Raw genomic sequence first — 16,379 nt, forward strand, 5'->3', positions numbered from 1 at the left:
AATGATCGCAGGGCAACTTGAAATCCAACTGATGGCCAACATGGCGCGCCTAGTATCCGATATGGATCGGGCCAAGCGCACCGTGGGCAATGCTGTGGACACGATGAATAAAGTCCTGGGTACCATCGGCGTTGGCTTGAGTCTTGCCGGTATCGCGTCGCTGGTGAAAGGTGTGGCGGATGTAGGAGACAAGCTCAACGACCTGCGCAAGATCACCGGCATGACTGTCAACGAGCTTGGCGGATTGGACAAAATGGCCAAGCTGAACGGTAGCGATCTGGATACCGTGGCTAAAGCGGTCGGTATCATGTCGAAAAACATGTCCGCTGGGGAGCGTGTTTTCAGCCTGATGGGTATCACCATTAAGGACACGAACGGTAAGCTGCGCGACTCGAATCAAGTTTTTCTGGAAGTGGCGGACAAGTTCTCACGCTATCAGGATGGTGCGGCAAAATCGGCATTGGCCAATGAATTGTTCGGTAAAGGCGGGCGCGATCTGATCCCGTTACTGGATGAAGGACGGGCAAAGCTTGAAGAAGCAGCGGAAGCGCATCGTAAGTATTCCGGTTTCACGGATGAATCTGCCCAGGAATCGGATAGATTCAACGATACCATCGAGATGCTTAAAGGGAGGGTATCTTCCCTCGGGAATAACTTTGTCGTCGGTTTGCTTCCGGCTCTCAGCGATGTCGGATCAGCTTTTTTGCAAACGACAAGCTATGCCAATGCCTTCAACAAAGCGGGGGAGTATGCCGGTATCGCGTTCAAGATGCTGACTATCGGCGCAGTCACGTCGTACAATGTATTGCTATCTTTCGGTACTGCGATCGATGGAATAATCAAGCAAGTCGTCGCGCTGACAAATCTCGATCTCAGGAAAGCGATTGAAATCGGCAACGATTATTTTGCAAAGATCGACAATAATGCAAAAGCTACAGCTGAATTCGTTCGAACGATAAAGTACGGCGATCAAGCCCTGCAAGATGCTGCGGAAAGTCAGAGAGAACTGAACAATCAGCAATTGCTCGCTCCGCCCACACTCGAGAAAATTGCCGCCGCGCAAAAAGAAACCGTCACTGAAGCGCAGCGCTTTATCGATGCGCTGCAGAAAGAAGCGCGCGAAACCGGCATCACCGGCACGGCATTGACGCGCCTACGAGCTGAGTATTTAGGCGTATCCGATGCGGCCGAAGCCTACATCCAGGAGATCGAACGTAAGAACCGGGCGGCCCGGATCGAGGAAATGAACACGCAACAGATCGTAAAAAATCTCGAGCGTTACAAAAAACTCACCGAAGAAACACAAACCGCGCAAGAGAAATATCAGGATCAGGTCAAGTACATCAACGAAGCGCGCAACGCTACCGATGGCACCGCCATCAGTCAGGAGACTTACAACCGCGCGCTGCAAAAAGCACAGGAAGAATTTAAAAAAGCGGGCGAAACAGGCAAGACCGCGATGAATGACCTGGATCAGTACACCATCCAGGCCGCACGGAATATCCAGAATGCATTCGCAAACTTCCTGTTTGACCCGTTCCAGGATGGTGTAAAAGGCATGCTGGGAAATTTTCTGAATGCCATCCGCCGCATGGTTGCCGAAGTTGCAGCCTCAAGGATCGCAAATGCAATCGGGCTGAATGGCTTGCTGGGCATCGGTGGAACAGCAGCGGCAGGAGCTGCGGGAACCGGTTCCGGTGGCGGCCTGAATCTGCTCAATATCGCCAGCCTTGGGTCAAGCGTCATGTCTGGAATCCGTGGCGGTTTTGGCATCCCTGGTTTCATAGGTAACATGGGCATGTCATTGCCTGGTTCTGTCGGTTCATTCTTTGGCGGGATGGCTGGAAAAACTGCAACGCAAGCAGCTGCCGAAGCCGGTGCGATGGCGTTGTGGGGAAGCTCAGGCGCCACTGCTGGAATTGCATCTGGTATGGGGGCGGGTCTTGCGGCTGCCGCTGGCCCGTTAATGGTGGCTTTTGCGGCAACACAAGCATTTAAGATGCTGGCCGGTGATAAGCGGATGGGCGGTGGATTCGGAAAGTTCATGAATACAATCGGCGACATTCCTATTTTAGGTGATTTCATTCCGGTTGTGCCATTGCTTAACAGTCTCTTCGGGCGCGGCCCACTGAAACAGCAAGGAACTCTGCTTCAAGGGCAGATCGGCGCGGAAGGTTTTGAATCCGGAATGCTGCAAACTAGATTTAAAGCTAAGGGTGGTTTGTTTAGATCCGACAAAATAGACTTTGCGCGCGTTGATGCAATGACCGGTGAAACCTGGACAGATAACCGCAAGCTGCAAGGTTTTGCGGATGATCTGGCCAAAGCAGCGCAGGAAGTATTCGGCCTGATCAACGACACCACTAGTAAAACCAGCGCCAGCCTGCGGGAGATCGGTAAAGACCTGGGACTAAGTACTGAAGGCATAGATAAATTTGGCTACTCAATCAATATCCTGTCCGATAAAGGCAAGATGCTGACAGAGGAGCAGATCGGTAAGGAGATCGAAAACATCACCGATGGCCTCGCACGCAGTCTGTTGCCGCAAGTGGATGAACTAGCCAAACGCGGTGAAACCGCCCTGCAAACAGTCAGCCGCCTGGGCACAGAGTTCACTAGCCTGGTCGATGCTGCATCATTAATTCTCGGCAAATCCTCTGCGGATGCGCGGGCGATGATCAGCGGCACCAGTTTCGCAGGCCGCACGGCATTTGTCGATGCTGCTGGTGGTACGGATGCGCTCGGGCAGAAAGCCGCGTTCTTTTCGCAGAATTTTTTCACGTCGACCGAACTGCTGACACAATCGCAAGCGCGTCTTGATGAACAGCTGCAATCACTTGGGCTTTCATCCGATCTCACAAAGGATCAGTTCAGGGGCCTGGTGCAATCGTTCGGTCAGGTTGGCGGGATTTCCGAAGACCTGCTGCAATCGCTTCTGAATCTCGCGCCTGCGTTTGTTTCGGTGCGCGCGGCGGAAGAGCAATTGGCAGAACAGCAGCGCCAGCAAGCCGCGCAGGTGCAACAGCAGCGCCTCGGACTGGAAACGCAACTGCTGCAGTTGCAGGGCAACACCGTCGAACTGCGCCGCCGCGAATTGGAAGCGCTTGATCCTGCGAACCGCGCACTGCAAGAAAACATATTTGCGCTGATCGATCAGCAGGCCGCCGCGCAATCGTCTGCCGAAGCAATTAAAAATAGCCTCTCCGATGCATTCACGGTGCTGCAAAGATCGGTGGCGCAGGAAAAAACCCGCATCACCGATGCATACAACAAAGCCATCGCGGAATCGCAGAAACATATCGATGATGTAACCGGATCGATATCCAAACTCAAAAGCCTGTCCGATGCGCTGAAATCAACAACCGATGCGCTGCGGCCTATCGGATTAATGCAGGCGCGCGCGCAAATACAGGATGCGATTGCCAACGCTAAAAACGGAATCTTCCCGGATGCCGCCGGTATCGGCCAAGCGCTGTCAGCATTGAGCAATCAAAATACGGATAGATTCGCGTCGAGATTCGATTTTCTATCGAGCCGCGCGCAATCGGCTGGGCTTGTGGATCAGCTGGGTGCGTTGACCGCAAATAAAATGACCGACGAACAGCGCATGCTAGAAACGCTGCAATCCAGCAAAGACGCTCTCACCGATGGATTTAACGTGCAGATAGCCCAGCTTGACGGCCTGATCACCAGCGCGCAGCAGCAAATCGACATCATGAACGGTACTTACTTTGCGATCAAATCGGTGGGTGATGCGATTGGGGATTTGAACAGAGCGCTGTTACAGGCAGGTGCTGGCACCATCGGCGATGGCCATGTATCCGGCAACCCGGCCATCAGCAACCAGGCGATTGCCGATTATTTCAAATCAGCCAGAACGCCGGATGAGATTTTCCGCGATGTATCAAAGTACGGTGTCAGCTCGTCGCAGATCATGGGTGCAACCGGATACACGCAAGAGCAAGTGGACAAATTCTTCGCAGACAATCCACGCATTCCGCGCTTTGCCACCGGATCGTCATACGTTCCGCGCACCGGCCCGGCCATCGTGCACCAGGGTGAGCGGATCATAAACCCGCAGCAGAACGGTGACATTGTCGATTCGCTGAAAACGGTTGCGCGCAAAACAGAAGAGAATACCAATGCAATCAACAATCTATACCGGCTAGTGCGGAATACAGTGCAGGAAACAACTACTGGTTTCGCGTTAACGACAACCCCAGCATGATAACCGGCCGCCCGATCAAAATCAGCGACGCGCAGATCGTATCATCCAGCGTGTCGTATCCGTCTACCGGTGAAACGGCCTGGGTAACGGCAACCGCTTACGCCGTGGGCGAAACCGTTTCTTACCTGATCGATGCCACTTATCACAAATTCCAGTGCATTCAGGCGCACACCAGTGGCCCTACTAATCTGCCGGAAGCGTTTCCGGATGACGAAACCAATGGTTATTGGATCGACCTGGGCGCGGTGAATAAATACGCGCCATTCCAGATCGACCGAAACACGCAGAATAACGCGCCATCGCCGTACGTTGTGGAGATCAATCCAGGTGAGCGTTTCACCGCAGTGGCATTGGGCAACGTGATCGCGGATGAAGTTACCATCGAAGTGTTAAATGAATCGGATGAGGTTGTAACAACCGACACCAAAACATTGCTGGTGCGCGATATCTACAGTTGGTACGACTGGCTCTACCAGCGCCATCGGCAGATCACGAAAACCATATTTTCCGGATTGCCTGCGGTCAGTTCGTACCGCTTCCGGTTGACGTTTACCAGGGCTGCTGGGTATGTGCGGGTAGGGCAAATCATCCCGGCGGTGGCATTCGATATCGGGCAAGCGCAGTACGCTGCCACAGTGAAACGTGAGAATTTCTCCACATTCGTTCGTGATTTCGACGGTGAAGCAAAAATCAAACGCCGCCGCAACATACCGAACATATCACTGCAATTGATGCAAGATAAAAGCAGATTGGACGGTATTAAAAACATTATTGACGATCTCAACAGCGAAGTGACTTTTTGGTCTGGCATCGTCAGAACAACCGACGGATATTTTGAAAGCCTCTTTGCAATCGGCCTGTACAAAGATTATTCCTACTCGCTGGCGTATCCCCTTAATGTACTCGCAAACATTGAAATACAGGAACTATAAATGGCAATAGACTTAATAACGGCAAACCCGGATGAGAACAACCCGGACACGATTGCGGTTGAAATAGACCTGTTCGTGCAGCAGTTGAAGGGATCGATCCCGCAATATAACGCGCAGTTTGCCGCCGTCAATGCCGCTGTCGCCGCCGCCGAATCAGCAGTTTCCGCACTGGCAAACACCGTATGGGTATCCGGTACAAGCTACACCGCCGGTGTGGTGCGCTACAGCCCAATTGATTTTTTAAACTACCGCCGCAAAACAAACGGGGCGGGGACAACAGACCCCAGCCAAGACCCCACAAACTGGGAATTGCAAACCAGCACCAGCCTGGGCGGATCGGAAACAACGACAAGTGCGATAGACATCACGCTGACATTTACCAGCGCGCGATTGCAGATCATCAACATGACCGCTGCGGGGAAAAAGGTCACGAATCCGCCAGCGTCAACACTCAAAAAAGGCACGCCGGTTTTTGTGTACAAAAATGACGGTGCGTATCGGTTCTCGGTGCATAAAAACGGCGGCGGTTTTATTTGCTACGTTAATCCCGGACAGGTCGTTGCCGTGCATTGTTCGGATACCAGCTCATCTGCCGGTGTCTGGCAAGTCAGCGGGGAGGATATCGAGCAAGTTTATAGCGGCAACAATGCCGAAGTGCTCAATGCCGTTGATTCGCGTTATCTGGCCGTGGCAATGCTGTCTGCCACGCAGGCGATCTGCGCGTTTGCCGATAACGTCACCGGCTACCCGAATGCGGTTGTGCTCAATTACGGATCAGCATCCGGAACCCCGGCGCAGATCACCAACGAGGCGGCCGTTGATATCAGCATCGCGGCGCAAACAAATAATCAGGCCACCGTGGTTTATAAAATGTCAACTGGCGTGACCAAAGCCGTGGTGCTGGATATCTCATCCTCAACGTTCACGCCCGGCACTGTACGGCAGATCGACGGCGGGACAACCGGGCGCGGCACGTCTGTCGATGCGCTGTCATCAACGCAGCTGCTGGCGGTGTATTACGGCGCATCCGGCGGCGTGCCGAAAATGCGCGTGCTGGATATTGCCTCGAGCGTAATCACGGAATCGGCAGAGGTTACAGCGGACGGAACTAATGGATCAGGCCTGTATCTGCGCATCAGGAAAGTATCAAGCAGCAAAGCGCTGCTGATATTCCTTGATAACACCAATAAGAAAATGCAATGCAGATTGATATCGATCACGGGATCCATCCCAGCACAAACAGGCAGCCTGCTGGATTTAACCAGTGTTCTGCCTGGCTCGCTCGCAAATAAACAATTCGGCATGGCCGTATTGTCAACGACGCGCGCGGTGGCTGTAACTGCGGTAGATCGCACGTATTGCGATTTTGTCGTGTCGCTGCTGGATATTTCAGGATCAAGCCCGGTACTGCTGCGCAGCCGTGTATTTAACGTTGGTGTTACTGCAACCGTGCACGCTACGGCTACAAAACTCGATGCAAATAGCTTGTACGTGACATGGACCGGCGGCTACAGCAACGGTGTGGATGGCGTACGCATCGCAATCACGGCTGACGATAATATTTTGCTCGGGGAAATCTCTGAAAACGTAGAGCCGGGCGTGACGGCAGCAGGGTTTTACGTAGCCTGTGCGGGACTCGACAGCGGACATGTGATGCAGGTTGTGCGCAACGCTAACACTTACCTAAGCGCCAGAACGCTCGAACTGGCATCGTAAGATGAAGATCATCAAACGCAGAGCTGATAACGTGGTTTTGTTTGCCGGGAATGATTTGGTTCTCGACGAACAAGGATTGCGCGGCGCTGGGTGGACTTTCCGCAGCAACATAGACCCTAACGAGCTGGTGCTGGAAGAAGCCGCCGAAATTCCGGAAGGTTTTACCGGTGGCGGCTGGGCCTACGCGGATGGCGTTTGGACGATCAACGCCCTGGGCGAACAAGCGCTGCTATCGGGGAAACGCGCGGAAAAAATAGCCGAACTGGAAGCCGCGCGCCTGGCGATGGAATACTCAAACCTTGAGCACGCTGGGCAAACATGGGCTACGGACAAAGACTCTCGGGCATTACTCGCGGAAGTCCTAGCACCGGGCAGCGTGCGCCCTGGCGCGTACTGGCGCGACATATCCGGCGCTGAGCACGTAATGACATACGCGGAAATGCAGGCGCTTGGCCGCGCGATATCGGATCGCGGCTACGATGCGGATGAAACGCTGAAAGCAAAAATAACAGCCGTCAACGCAGCAACGACAGCGGCAGAAATCGAAGCAATCACTTGGTAACCCCAACGGAGGAACGCATGAAACCTGACGAATTAAAACAGCTACTCGAAGCACAGCTCGAAAAAATACAGACCGCGATGAGTACATCAAGCGTGGTTGATGTGAAAAAGAATCTCGAGATTGCAATCGCGAAAGCAAAGACAGAGATTAACGAGCATATCAGCACGTTCGAAGCCGCCAATGCGAAAGCGGACGGCATCATCGATCCGCTGCTGGAAAAAGCGCAGAAAAGCCGGTTCACGCCGCTGCTTGTTGCATTCCTGATCCTATCCGCAATGGCTGCCGGTGTTGCTATCGGCATCCATTTGTAGCATGGAAATGAACAACATGCCGATCAAAGACCCGACCACGTGGTCGCTCGCAACGTGGGCGCTTGTCATTATTGTCGGGATGATGGGTGGAATGGTGCGCTGGCTGCGCAGTGTTAAATACGGCCACCCGAGGGCATTCAACTGGTTCGAGGGCGCAATCGAACTGCTCACCAGTGCGTTTATCAGCGTACTGACGGTGCTGGGAGTGACCTCGCTGGGTTTTGACCTGGGCATTGCTGCCGCACTGGGTGGCGTTGCTTCGCATTACGGAATCAGGTCGATTTACCTGGCGCAGGATGTTATCAAAAAGAAAGTCAGCAGCATAAAAAAACAGTGAAGAAACACAGCAAATCATAACGGCCATTGCCGCTAGTTAGTTTTTCGTAATAACCCAAAGCCGCCACGTGCGGCTTTTTTATTTTTCGAGGTGAGAGATGGGCGCGAAGACGAAAGGAGAATCCGGCTATCCGCCGGTGACAGCCAGCATCACGGCAACAAGCATCGGGCCGGTCACAAGGAGCGGAAAGTATCAAGTCAGCTGCACCGGCAGCGCAATCTACATAAGGCAAAGTACCAGCCAAGCGGACGCCGAAACAGTAACACCGCCTAGCGGCAGCGTGCGAGGTAGTGAGCTCTTTGGCGGAAATGCTAAAGACTGGTACTTGGATTCTGGAGATTACCTGGGCGTGATCACCGCCGCCGGTACATCGGTTGTTAATCTGCACTTTGAGCGGGAGTTCTAATGTCAGGTCAAATCGATGTTTCACGCCTTGGCGCAATCCGCGCCGCCCTGAACTCAGCTGGCAATATAGCAGGGTTTATTGATAGGGACGGCAATGTCATGAAACAAGCAAGCATCCTGTGGAGCGAGTTTCTGGCACTTACCCCGGCCATGGTTGCGAATGAGGCTGTGGCTTACGTGCGCGACAAGCAATGCTTATTCGTTTGGAACGCCCTGGCGTCTCGGTGGTTCATAATTGGCGGCCGCCTGGTTTTTGACGATTTTACACAACCGCCAGCCCCGTCCGCAAAATGGGAGGGGCTTAGATGTCGTGTTAAATCTGGCATCGGCATCGGAGGGGCAGAAATTGAAGTGCGCCTGGTTGGATCGGCCTACTTGTGGCGATACACATCAGGAAGGGCACTGCTTGATTCTATCAATGCAGACATATTATTCACTCCTAGCGATGGCAACTACACAACAGAGAGCCTGGTTAGGTCGTTTGCTATACCGATCAACAACTTGAAATCGATTATGCAGATCGGTGATTTTTTTGAAATCAGGTCGGTTGTTGGTCGAGCCGCTACCGCAACAACATTCACGCGATCTTTTAGGTTAGGGACTGCTGGCACGATAGGAGACCAGCTTATTGAAACAGTTAATACATCGCCGGGGCAACCAACATCCGGCGAATTCAATATTCTGCGCAGAAAAGCCAGCAATAAAGTAATAGTTGCTGGCGCGATATCTGGTAACAAATGGGCTGGCACTTCTGGATCAGCTCCCAATCCAGAGGTAACTGTTACCGATTTGGATTCGGCAACAAGTTACCTGCATTTAACGCTAGATCAAAGCGCAAACACAAATGAGAGCGTTGCTTTAAAAGATTTCCATCTTCATTTAGTTCACGCGGGCGGCTAGGAGAGATCATGTCTACAGATTACAGTTTTTTATTTCCGAAAAAGTTTTCTCCTAATGCCAATTTGTTGTTCGCAACCAGGGATACAGGGATAACGCTTGGTACGCCTGACCGTTTTTCTGCGGTGGATTGCTGGGTACCATTCACCGGGACTGATACTCTGACTGGGTTTAGCGTCTCAGATTTGGCGGCGTTGCCTCTAGCTGTTCGTCCGGTGGGCGGAGTATCCAGCAATCCAGGCGGATACGCAGTCTATGCAATTTGTCACGTCTTCGACCCTTCGGGCAATTTCCCGACTTACGATCAGGCAGGCTTTAACAATAACTTTGATGCTTCGATCGCTCCGCAGACTATTGAGGGTTTATCTCTAAACGCACTGAGCACGCGGATAAAAAACACAGGGAATGCCGGATCTTCTGGCGGATTTCAGGCGCAAATATGGCGGCATCTGTATAGAGATTTGACGCTGGCCACGGGAGATTTGCCAGAGTTATGTTATGAGTTCGTACTCACGTTACCCGACTTGAGCACTCTCACAGACTCGTCAAATCGCACAATGACTCTATTCGACATAAAATCAAGGGGCAGCAGCGTCGGTCAAGGCGATCAACGAGATACATTCGGTATATTTAGATCAACCGGCGCATATGATGAGTACGGGGCGGCGTCTGGAACAATCGGCTGGTATTGCCAGGGTGATTCGAGAGGTAATACTGAGGTATCCCCGGCAGAGGACTACTTCCGATACAAAAATTATTCAGTCAGTGTGCCGGTAAACGAACCTTTTAAACTACGAATATATCGCAAAAGGGCTGCGACATTTGCCGATGTTTCTACAGGTCGATTCCGTGTTGAGATAACAAAAGCTGATGGCTCACATGCGGTTCTTTTCGATTGTACTGAAGGATATGCGGCTGCGTGGAACGCTGCGCACCCAACAATCACGGCAGGTGTCGTCCAGCCGGCAAGAAACATATCGAAAGGCAAATTCGGCAGATGGGTGCAGGCCATATTCCTGCCTGGTGTTTATTTCGGCGGCAAGGCCAACCAGGATGTAACGACCAAGACCGCTGCATTTAATTTGTGGGACGGCTATCCGGACGTACTTCCGGATCCAGCTATTTAACTGAGGAGACAATATGACCGGATACGCAACACTCATCCGCTATGCCCTTTTGGCAGCCCTAATCATCGTTTGCGCGGGTTTTGTCTGGTGGATGGCATCAACCATCCATGACAACATTTTCGACGACGGCCGCGCAGCTGAGCGTGCGGAATGGCAGGAAAAAGAAATAAAACGCACTGAAGACCTTGCCAAAGCCATTGCCGATGCGACCCAGGCTTTGGCCAAAGAACGTGAAACACAAGTCAACGGATTAACAGGAGCATTAAGTGATGAAATTAAAGCGCGCGAAAAACTTAATAACGATATGGCTACTATCAACCGCACTAATCGCGGGCTGTGGATCGACGCCAAAAACTGCCGAAACCGAACCGCAGAAACCGCCGGAAAAACTGAAAGTGCCAGCGTCGGTGCTAGCGGAACCGATAGAATCAGACTTCCCGGGGAGATTGAACAGAATCTTCGAGACTACTCAGTAGATGCGCAGAAGGTTGTAATACAGTACAACACATGCCGGGAAATTCTGGCTCCGTTGGTTGAGATTGTGACAGATCAGGTAGTTGTTCCAGGATCATAGTGGATTTTATCGGAACTTAAAAAACAGAACGGGAGCCAAAGCCATAATTTCTCTCGTTCTGATCAAAAAAACGAGGGCCAGAGCCCCCGTTCTTGAAAAAATATAAGCGTGAAATTACACAGAACTCTCTTTTCTGCGGCGTGCTGAAAACCCTAGTAATCCCAAGCCTACCAGTAGCATGGCATAAGTTTCAGGTTCAGGGACGGCCATGATGTATTCATAACCTATTGTCGCGGATTGGCCGGCCGCAATAGTGTGGAGATCGTAGCCTATATTAATCGAGCTATCCGCAAATCCATAAGCACCGACTGCTTGCGCCGCAGCCAGCATTACACCTGGGAGAACAGGAGCACAGCAGCTCGCCGGATCAACGTAAGGCCGCATATCGAAAGCTCCGGCACTAGTGGTATTGGCCAGCGTGACCATAAAGCCATCCGCCGTTGCTGCCGAAACGGAAGAATCGGTAGTGCCTGTCGCGTTGATGTAATTGAATGTGCCATTGCCAAGGCCGACTGCTCTGCCTTGATCCGGGTCAAAACCAACGCCCCAGTGCACATCTTTGGCATCGACGCCGGTATTGTTCGTCAATTGTACTTTAACGGCAACATGGCCGGGTGCTGGGATACTGACCGTTTCTACGAAACCCCAGCCACCACCTCCGCCGCCGAGGTTCGTGGTAACCGATACCTGACCGCCGCCAAAAGGTCCAAAAGTTATTGAAGTCAGCGGATTGCTCAGCGCTACTTCATCGGCTGTCGCCACAACTCCACCGTTGGCTTCAAGTGTGTAGTTGGATGCCTGAATATCCCAATTGACATATTCCCTCCCCATAAAGCTTAAACCGATACCGCCAGGCTGGAAATAACCAGCATCTGCGATCGTGGCAGAGGTACCAGCACCATCGGTAATGAAAACCGGTGCAGCCTGCACCGAGGTAATAGCAGCTCCACATAAGGTAATAGCAAAGACTTGTGCAATACAGTTCTTTTTCAATTCGAATTTCATATTCGCTGCTCCATTAAGGTTTTTGAAACAAAATAATTCATTACCAAACTACGGATTCATTCTGGCGGTTAAACTCTTTAATAGATATAAGCGAAATGCTTATTTTTAAAAATAAATTTTCCTGTACTGATGTAGGATTAGTGGGATTCGAAAGCTTAAATTTAAATCCCAATAGTAGTAGGTTGGGTAGAGGGAATAAGTCTTTGTAGGGGGTGCGTATTAAATTGCCATCTTACAAAAATCGGCATTTATCTTACAAAGTTTGCTTTATGCTTTGACTAAGTTATTGATTGCTTGGGGTGGCTGATGGGACTCGAACCCACGACAACCGGAATCACAATCCGGGACTCTACCAACTGAGCTACAGCCACCATATGAAGAAAAGTGATACGGTCTTGCACACAAAAACCGAGTTGAACAATTCAGTCCATCCATGAGGAAGATATAATATTTGTGGCGTGCCCGACAGGAATCGAACCTGTAACCCCCAGCTTAGAAGGCTGGTGCTCTATCCGATTGAGCTACGGGCACTAAATCGGGCTGCTCTAAATATTAGGGCTGAAATTGGTCGGGGTGGAGAGATTTGAACTCCCGACATCCTGGTCCCAAACCAGGCGCGCTACCAGGCTACGCTACACCCCGGAAAAGGCGACACTATACCTTCTTAGCTGTGAAACGTCAATTTCTTCGTGCTTCAAGTTGAGAATTTTGCTAATTTTGTTCAGGCACGATTAAAAACCAGAAATGTTTACAATTTGCATGCGTAATGTCACAAATTGAATTTATATTGATGTGCTATCGTAGAATTCAATCGATGACAAACACCAACTATGGATAAATAACTTGTTATCGAACATGTTTTCTGATAATACTATGCGATTTTTGTACGCTACCGGAATTAAGAGGAGCCTGAAAGATGCCAAAAGAGCTGCAAAGTAAACAAGTGACTCCCTATGAACCCAAAGCAGGTGAAGAATATATGGGGCCTGATCAGCTGACGCATTTTCGTAAGATACTGGAAGATATGAAAGTGGAGTTAGGCCAGGATATTGATCGCGCCGTTCATACCATGCAGGATGAAGCGACGGTTTTTGCCGACCCTAATGACCGCGCCAGTCAGGAGTCTGATATGACGCTCGAATTACGTAACCGTGACCGGGAGCGCAAGCTGATCAAGAAGATTGATGAGATTATCGGCAAGATTGATTCCGGTGATTATGGCTACTGCGAGAGTTGCGGTGTGGAAATTGGATTGAAACGATTAGAGGCGCGGCCAACGGCGACACTCTGCATCGATTGCAAGACATTGGATGAAATGCGCGAGAGGCAAATAGCTAAATAGTTTTGAACGGAGTGATCTGAACGGCTTTGTGGCTGGTAAAAATGAAAAGCCCTGCTTATGAGGCAGGGCTTTTGTTTAAATTAACGCGTAAGCCTGAGACGATTTAAGACTCTTCCGTAGTAGGGGCCGCATTATCTTCATCGGCAGATACTGCTTTCATGCTGAGGCGCAATCTGCCCTTGTCATCCGCTTCAAGCACCTTGACACGAACCTGCTGGCCCTCATTCAGGTGATCGGAAACGTTGTTGACGCGCTCATTGGCGATTTGCGAAATATGCAACAAGCCGTCTTTTCCGGGAAGAACGCTAACAATAGCACCAAAATCGAGTAATTTTAGGACTACACCGTCATAAATTTTACCCACCTCGACTTCCGCAGTGATGTCTTCAATGCGTTTCTTGGCCAGTTCGCCGCCTTCCGCATTAACACAAGCGATCGTGACTTGACCGTCATCAGTGATATCAATGGTGGTGCCGGTTTCTTCTGTGAGCGTGCGTATTACAGCGCCGCCTTTACCGATAACATCGCGAATTTTTTCCGGATTGATTTTTAGTTTGATGATGCGCGGTGCATGCACTGAAATATCTTCCCGGGTCGATGGCAGCGCTTGTTTCATGATCTGCAGAATGTGTATCCGCCCTTCATGAGCCTGTATCAATGCCGCATGCATGATTTCTTTGGTGATACCTTGAATTTTGATATCCATTTGCAGGGCAGTAATGCCTTGCTCGGTACCCGCTACCTTGAAATCCATATCGCCGAGGTGATCTTCATCGCCAAGAATATCCGTCAGTACAGCAAAACGGTTGCCATCCTTAATCAAACCCATGGCGATCCCCGCGACATGCGCTTTCAATGGAACACCTGCGTCCATCAATGCGAGGCAGCCGCCGCAGACCGATGCCATTGAACTTGAGCCATTGGATTCGGTAATTTCGGATACCACGCGCAGTGAATAACCGAATTCTTCGGGAGTCGGTAGTACGGCGGCAATAGCGCGTTTGGCAAGCCGTCCGTGACCGATTTCACGGCGTTTTGGAGTGCCGACACGGCCGATTTCTCCGGTTGCATAGGGCGGCATATTGTAATGCAGCATGAACCGGTCGTTATAATCGCCTTGCAGCGAATCTATTTTTTGTTCATCGCGCGCGGTGCCTAAAGTTGCAACCGCCAGTGCCTGTGTTTCTCCACGGGTAAATAACGCTGAGCCATGCGCGCGCGGCAGCACACCGTTACGAATTGTAATGGGCCGGACAGTCCGCGTGCCGCGGCCATCGATCCGAGGTTCACCATCCAGGATTTGGTTGCGCACAATTTTCGATTCTAGTGCAAAAAAAGCTTCCTTGAATGACTGAAGATCGGGACCACCCTCGGTATCAACACCGATTTCGGCGGAGATGCGTTGACTGATGACTTCAATCGCTTCGCTGCGTGCTTGTTTTTGTTTAATTTTGTATGCTTGCCGCAAATCAGCTTCCGCCAAGCCGTTAATCTTTTCTTCAAAAGTGACATCTTTTGCCGGTGGTGTCCAATCCCAAGCGGTAACACCCGCTTCATCGGCAAACTCGTTTATCGCATTAATAACGACCTGCATTTGCTCATGACCAAACGTCACGGCTCCTAGCATCACTTCTTCCGAGAGTTCCAGCGCTTCCGATTCAACCATCAAAACAGCGTTCTGTGTACCTGCAACAACCAGATTCAATTGCGTGTCTTTCAGTTCGGAAGTGGTTGGATTTAAAACGTATTCATTGTTGATATAACCGACCCGGGCTGCGCCAAGCGGGCCATCGAATGGAATGCCGGAAAGAATTAATGCAGCGGAGGTGCCAATAATCGAAGGTATATCCGGGTCCACTTCATTGTCGGCCGACATTACCGTGGCTACTATTTGCACTTCGTTATAGAATCCTTCGGGGAAGAGCGGTCGAATAGGGCGATCGATCAATCGGGAGGTTAATGTTTCCTTTTCTGATGGACGACCCTCTCGTTTAAAGAAACTGCCGGGTATTCTGCCTGCTGCGTAAGATCTTTCCTGATAATCCACTGTCAGTGGAAAGAAATCCTGTCCTGGTTTTATATTTTTTGCGCCAACTACAGTGACAAGTACTACTGTATCGTCCATTGTAACCATTACGGCGCCATGTGACTGTCTTGCTATTTCACCTGTTTCCAGTGTGAGTTGATGGCGTCCATAGGTGATACTCTTCTTAATAGGTTTCAATTAACAATCCCTTTTTCCTATTTGATGAATCTTTCCGAATTTTGATTTGCCTGCAGACAAGAACATTGATTGCATGACAGAAAAATGGCCTGCTCGATTGGCCCTAGCCAAGCCTGAGAAGACCATTTATTTACGTAAACCAAGGCGTTCAATCAGTGTTTGGTAACTATCAGCATTGCGGTTTTTTAGATAATCAAGCAGTTTGCGGCGGCGCCCAACCATGCGTAACAGACCGCGGCGGGAATGATGATCCTTGACATGCGTTTTGAAATGACCGATTAAGTCATTGATTCTAGTTGTTAAGAGCGCAACTTGGACTTCAGGAGAGCCAGTATCCCCTTCGGCTCTTTGATAGTCGCGCACTACCTGTGCTTTTTGGTCGATCGTGACTGACATAAAATTCTCCGGTTATTAAACTACCCTTGGGTATAAAGAGCCGGAATTTTACTCTTTAATATCGTTCTTGTCCAAACCAGAACAAGCTATGAAACTAAATCGAACCGGTAACAGAGGCCTTAAAGCGCATTGCCGCTTAAAAGCTGAATTTTGGGGAAGTGTGATTCCGGACAAACCGGAACGGACACTGGCAGAAATTGGCGAAAGAAGAAACTGTGTGATCTAGGGAAAACAAAAGAATTGATATCGTGAATTGGGATTCTTTTATCAATTCTGTTTGCTATCCCTAGGGGCTGATTAAGATCGTTTGCGTAGCACAGTGC

Annotated in this window: 13 protein-coding genes, 3 tRNA genes and 1 pseudogene; 11 read left to right on the top strand and 6 right to left on the bottom strand. The window is 50.6% G+C overall.

What is annotated here, in order from left to right:
* The first annotated feature begins 1 nt into the window (after nucleotide 1).
* The 10 genes from ABD07_RS00425 to ABD07_RS00470 all read left to right on the top strand — a co-directional run bounded on the left by ABD07_RS00425 (nucleotide 2) and on the right by ABD07_RS00470 (nucleotide 11,089).
* Nucleotides 2-4,228 (top strand): phage tail tape measure protein, encoded by a 4,227-nt coding sequence (locus ABD07_RS00425; protein WP_160816647.1) that lies wholly within the window; start codon nucleotides 2-4, stop codon nucleotides 4,226-4,228.
* Nucleotides 4,225-5,160 carry a hypothetical protein gene (locus tag ABD07_RS00430; protein ID WP_160816648.1) on the top strand — a complete coding sequence of 312 codons (936 nt, stop codon included), beginning with the start codon at nucleotides 4,225-4,227 and terminating at the stop codon, nucleotides 5,158-5,160. The genes ABD07_RS00425 and ABD07_RS00430 overlap by 4 nt, the downstream gene beginning before the upstream one ends.
* A complete protein-coding gene (locus ABD07_RS00435) occupies nucleotides 5,161-6,876 on the top strand; it encodes a hypothetical protein (protein ID WP_160816649.1) in 1,716 nt (571 codons plus the stop codon).
* Between the two features lies 1 nt (nucleotide 6,877).
* Nucleotides 6,878-7,438: a DUF4376 domain-containing protein gene (locus ABD07_RS00440; RefSeq protein WP_160816650.1), complete on the top strand. Its 561-nt coding sequence runs from the start codon at nucleotides 6,878-6,880 to the stop codon at nucleotides 7,436-7,438.
* 17 nt (nucleotides 7,439-7,455) lie between these two features.
* Complete coding sequence (locus ABD07_RS00445) at nucleotides 7,456-7,749, top strand: hypothetical protein (RefSeq protein ID WP_160816651.1); 294 nt, start codon at nucleotides 7,456-7,458, stop codon at nucleotides 7,747-7,749.
* 16 nt (nucleotides 7,750-7,765) lie between these two features.
* The gene (locus tag ABD07_RS00450; protein ID WP_160816652.1) at nucleotides 7,766-8,086 is read left to right on the top strand and encodes a phage holin family protein; all 321 of its coding nucleotides are present in this window, start codon (nucleotides 7,766-7,768) and stop codon (nucleotides 8,084-8,086) included.
* Between the two features lie 97 nt (nucleotides 8,087-8,183).
* The gene (locus ABD07_RS00455; RefSeq protein ID WP_160816653.1) at nucleotides 8,184-8,492 is read left to right on the top strand and encodes a hypothetical protein; all 309 of its coding nucleotides are present in this window, start codon (nucleotides 8,184-8,186) and stop codon (nucleotides 8,490-8,492) included.
* Nucleotides 8,492-9,391: a hypothetical protein gene (locus tag ABD07_RS00460; RefSeq protein WP_160816654.1), complete on the top strand. Its 900-nt coding sequence runs from the start codon at nucleotides 8,492-8,494 to the stop codon at nucleotides 9,389-9,391. The genes ABD07_RS00455 and ABD07_RS00460 overlap by 1 nt, the downstream gene beginning before the upstream one ends.
* Before the next feature lie 8 nt (nucleotides 9,392-9,399).
* Nucleotides 9,400-10,515, top strand: coding sequence for a hypothetical protein (locus ABD07_RS00465; protein ID WP_160816655.1), 1,116 nt, complete (start codon nucleotides 9,400-9,402; stop codon nucleotides 10,513-10,515).
* Between the two features lie 13 nt (nucleotides 10,516-10,528).
* On the top strand, nucleotides 10,529-11,089 hold the full coding sequence (locus ABD07_RS00470; RefSeq protein WP_160816656.1) for a hypothetical protein: 561 nt from the start codon (nucleotides 10,529-10,531) through the stop codon (nucleotides 11,087-11,089).
* A 114-nt stretch (nucleotides 11,090-11,203) separates the two neighbouring features.
* Here ABD07_RS00470 and ABD07_RS00475 read toward each other — a convergent pair.
* The 4 genes and pseudogenes from ABD07_RS00475 to ABD07_RS00490 all read right to left on the bottom strand — a co-directional run.
* Nucleotides 11,204-11,302, bottom strand: a pseudogene (locus ABD07_RS00475) (PEP-CTERM sorting domain-containing protein); the annotation flags it as partial.
* A 1,087-nt stretch (nucleotides 11,303-12,389) separates the two neighbouring features.
* A tRNA-His gene (locus ABD07_RS00480) sits at nucleotides 12,390-12,465 on the bottom strand.
* An 83-nt stretch (nucleotides 12,466-12,548) separates the two neighbouring features.
* Nucleotides 12,549-12,625: transfer RNA gene (locus ABD07_RS00485), tRNA-Arg, on the bottom strand.
* Nucleotides 12,626-12,659: 34 nt separating this feature from the next.
* Nucleotides 12,660-12,736: transfer RNA gene (locus ABD07_RS00490), tRNA-Pro, on the bottom strand.
* Between the two features lie 274 nt (nucleotides 12,737-13,010).
* Here ABD07_RS00490 and dksA point away from each other — a divergent pair.
* Nucleotides 13,011-13,436: an RNA polymerase-binding protein DksA gene (gene dksA, locus ABD07_RS00495; protein WP_090316207.1), complete on the top strand. Its 426-nt coding sequence runs from the start codon at nucleotides 13,011-13,013 to the stop codon at nucleotides 13,434-13,436.
* A 103-nt stretch (nucleotides 13,437-13,539) separates the two neighbouring features.
* Here the strand turns inward: dksA and pnp are convergent, their stop codons facing one another.
* Nucleotides 13,540-15,660, bottom strand: a complete 2,121-nt coding sequence (gene pnp / locus ABD07_RS00500) for a polyribonucleotide nucleotidyltransferase (protein WP_160816657.1) — start codon at nucleotides 15,658-15,660, stop codon at nucleotides 13,540-13,542.
* 126 nt (nucleotides 15,661-15,786) lie between these two features.
* The gene (rpsO, locus tag ABD07_RS00505) at nucleotides 15,787-16,056 is read right to left on the bottom strand and encodes a 30S ribosomal protein S15 (RefSeq protein ID WP_108698442.1); all 270 of its coding nucleotides are present in this window, start codon (nucleotides 16,054-16,056) and stop codon (nucleotides 15,787-15,789) included.
* Between the last annotated feature and the right edge of the window lie 323 nt (nucleotides 16,057-16,379).

Source organism: Nitrosomonas oligotropha, assembly GCF_009833085.1.
GTDB classification, from domain to species: Bacteria; Pseudomonadota; Gammaproteobacteria; order Burkholderiales; family Nitrosomonadaceae; genus Nitrosomonas; species Nitrosomonas oligotropha.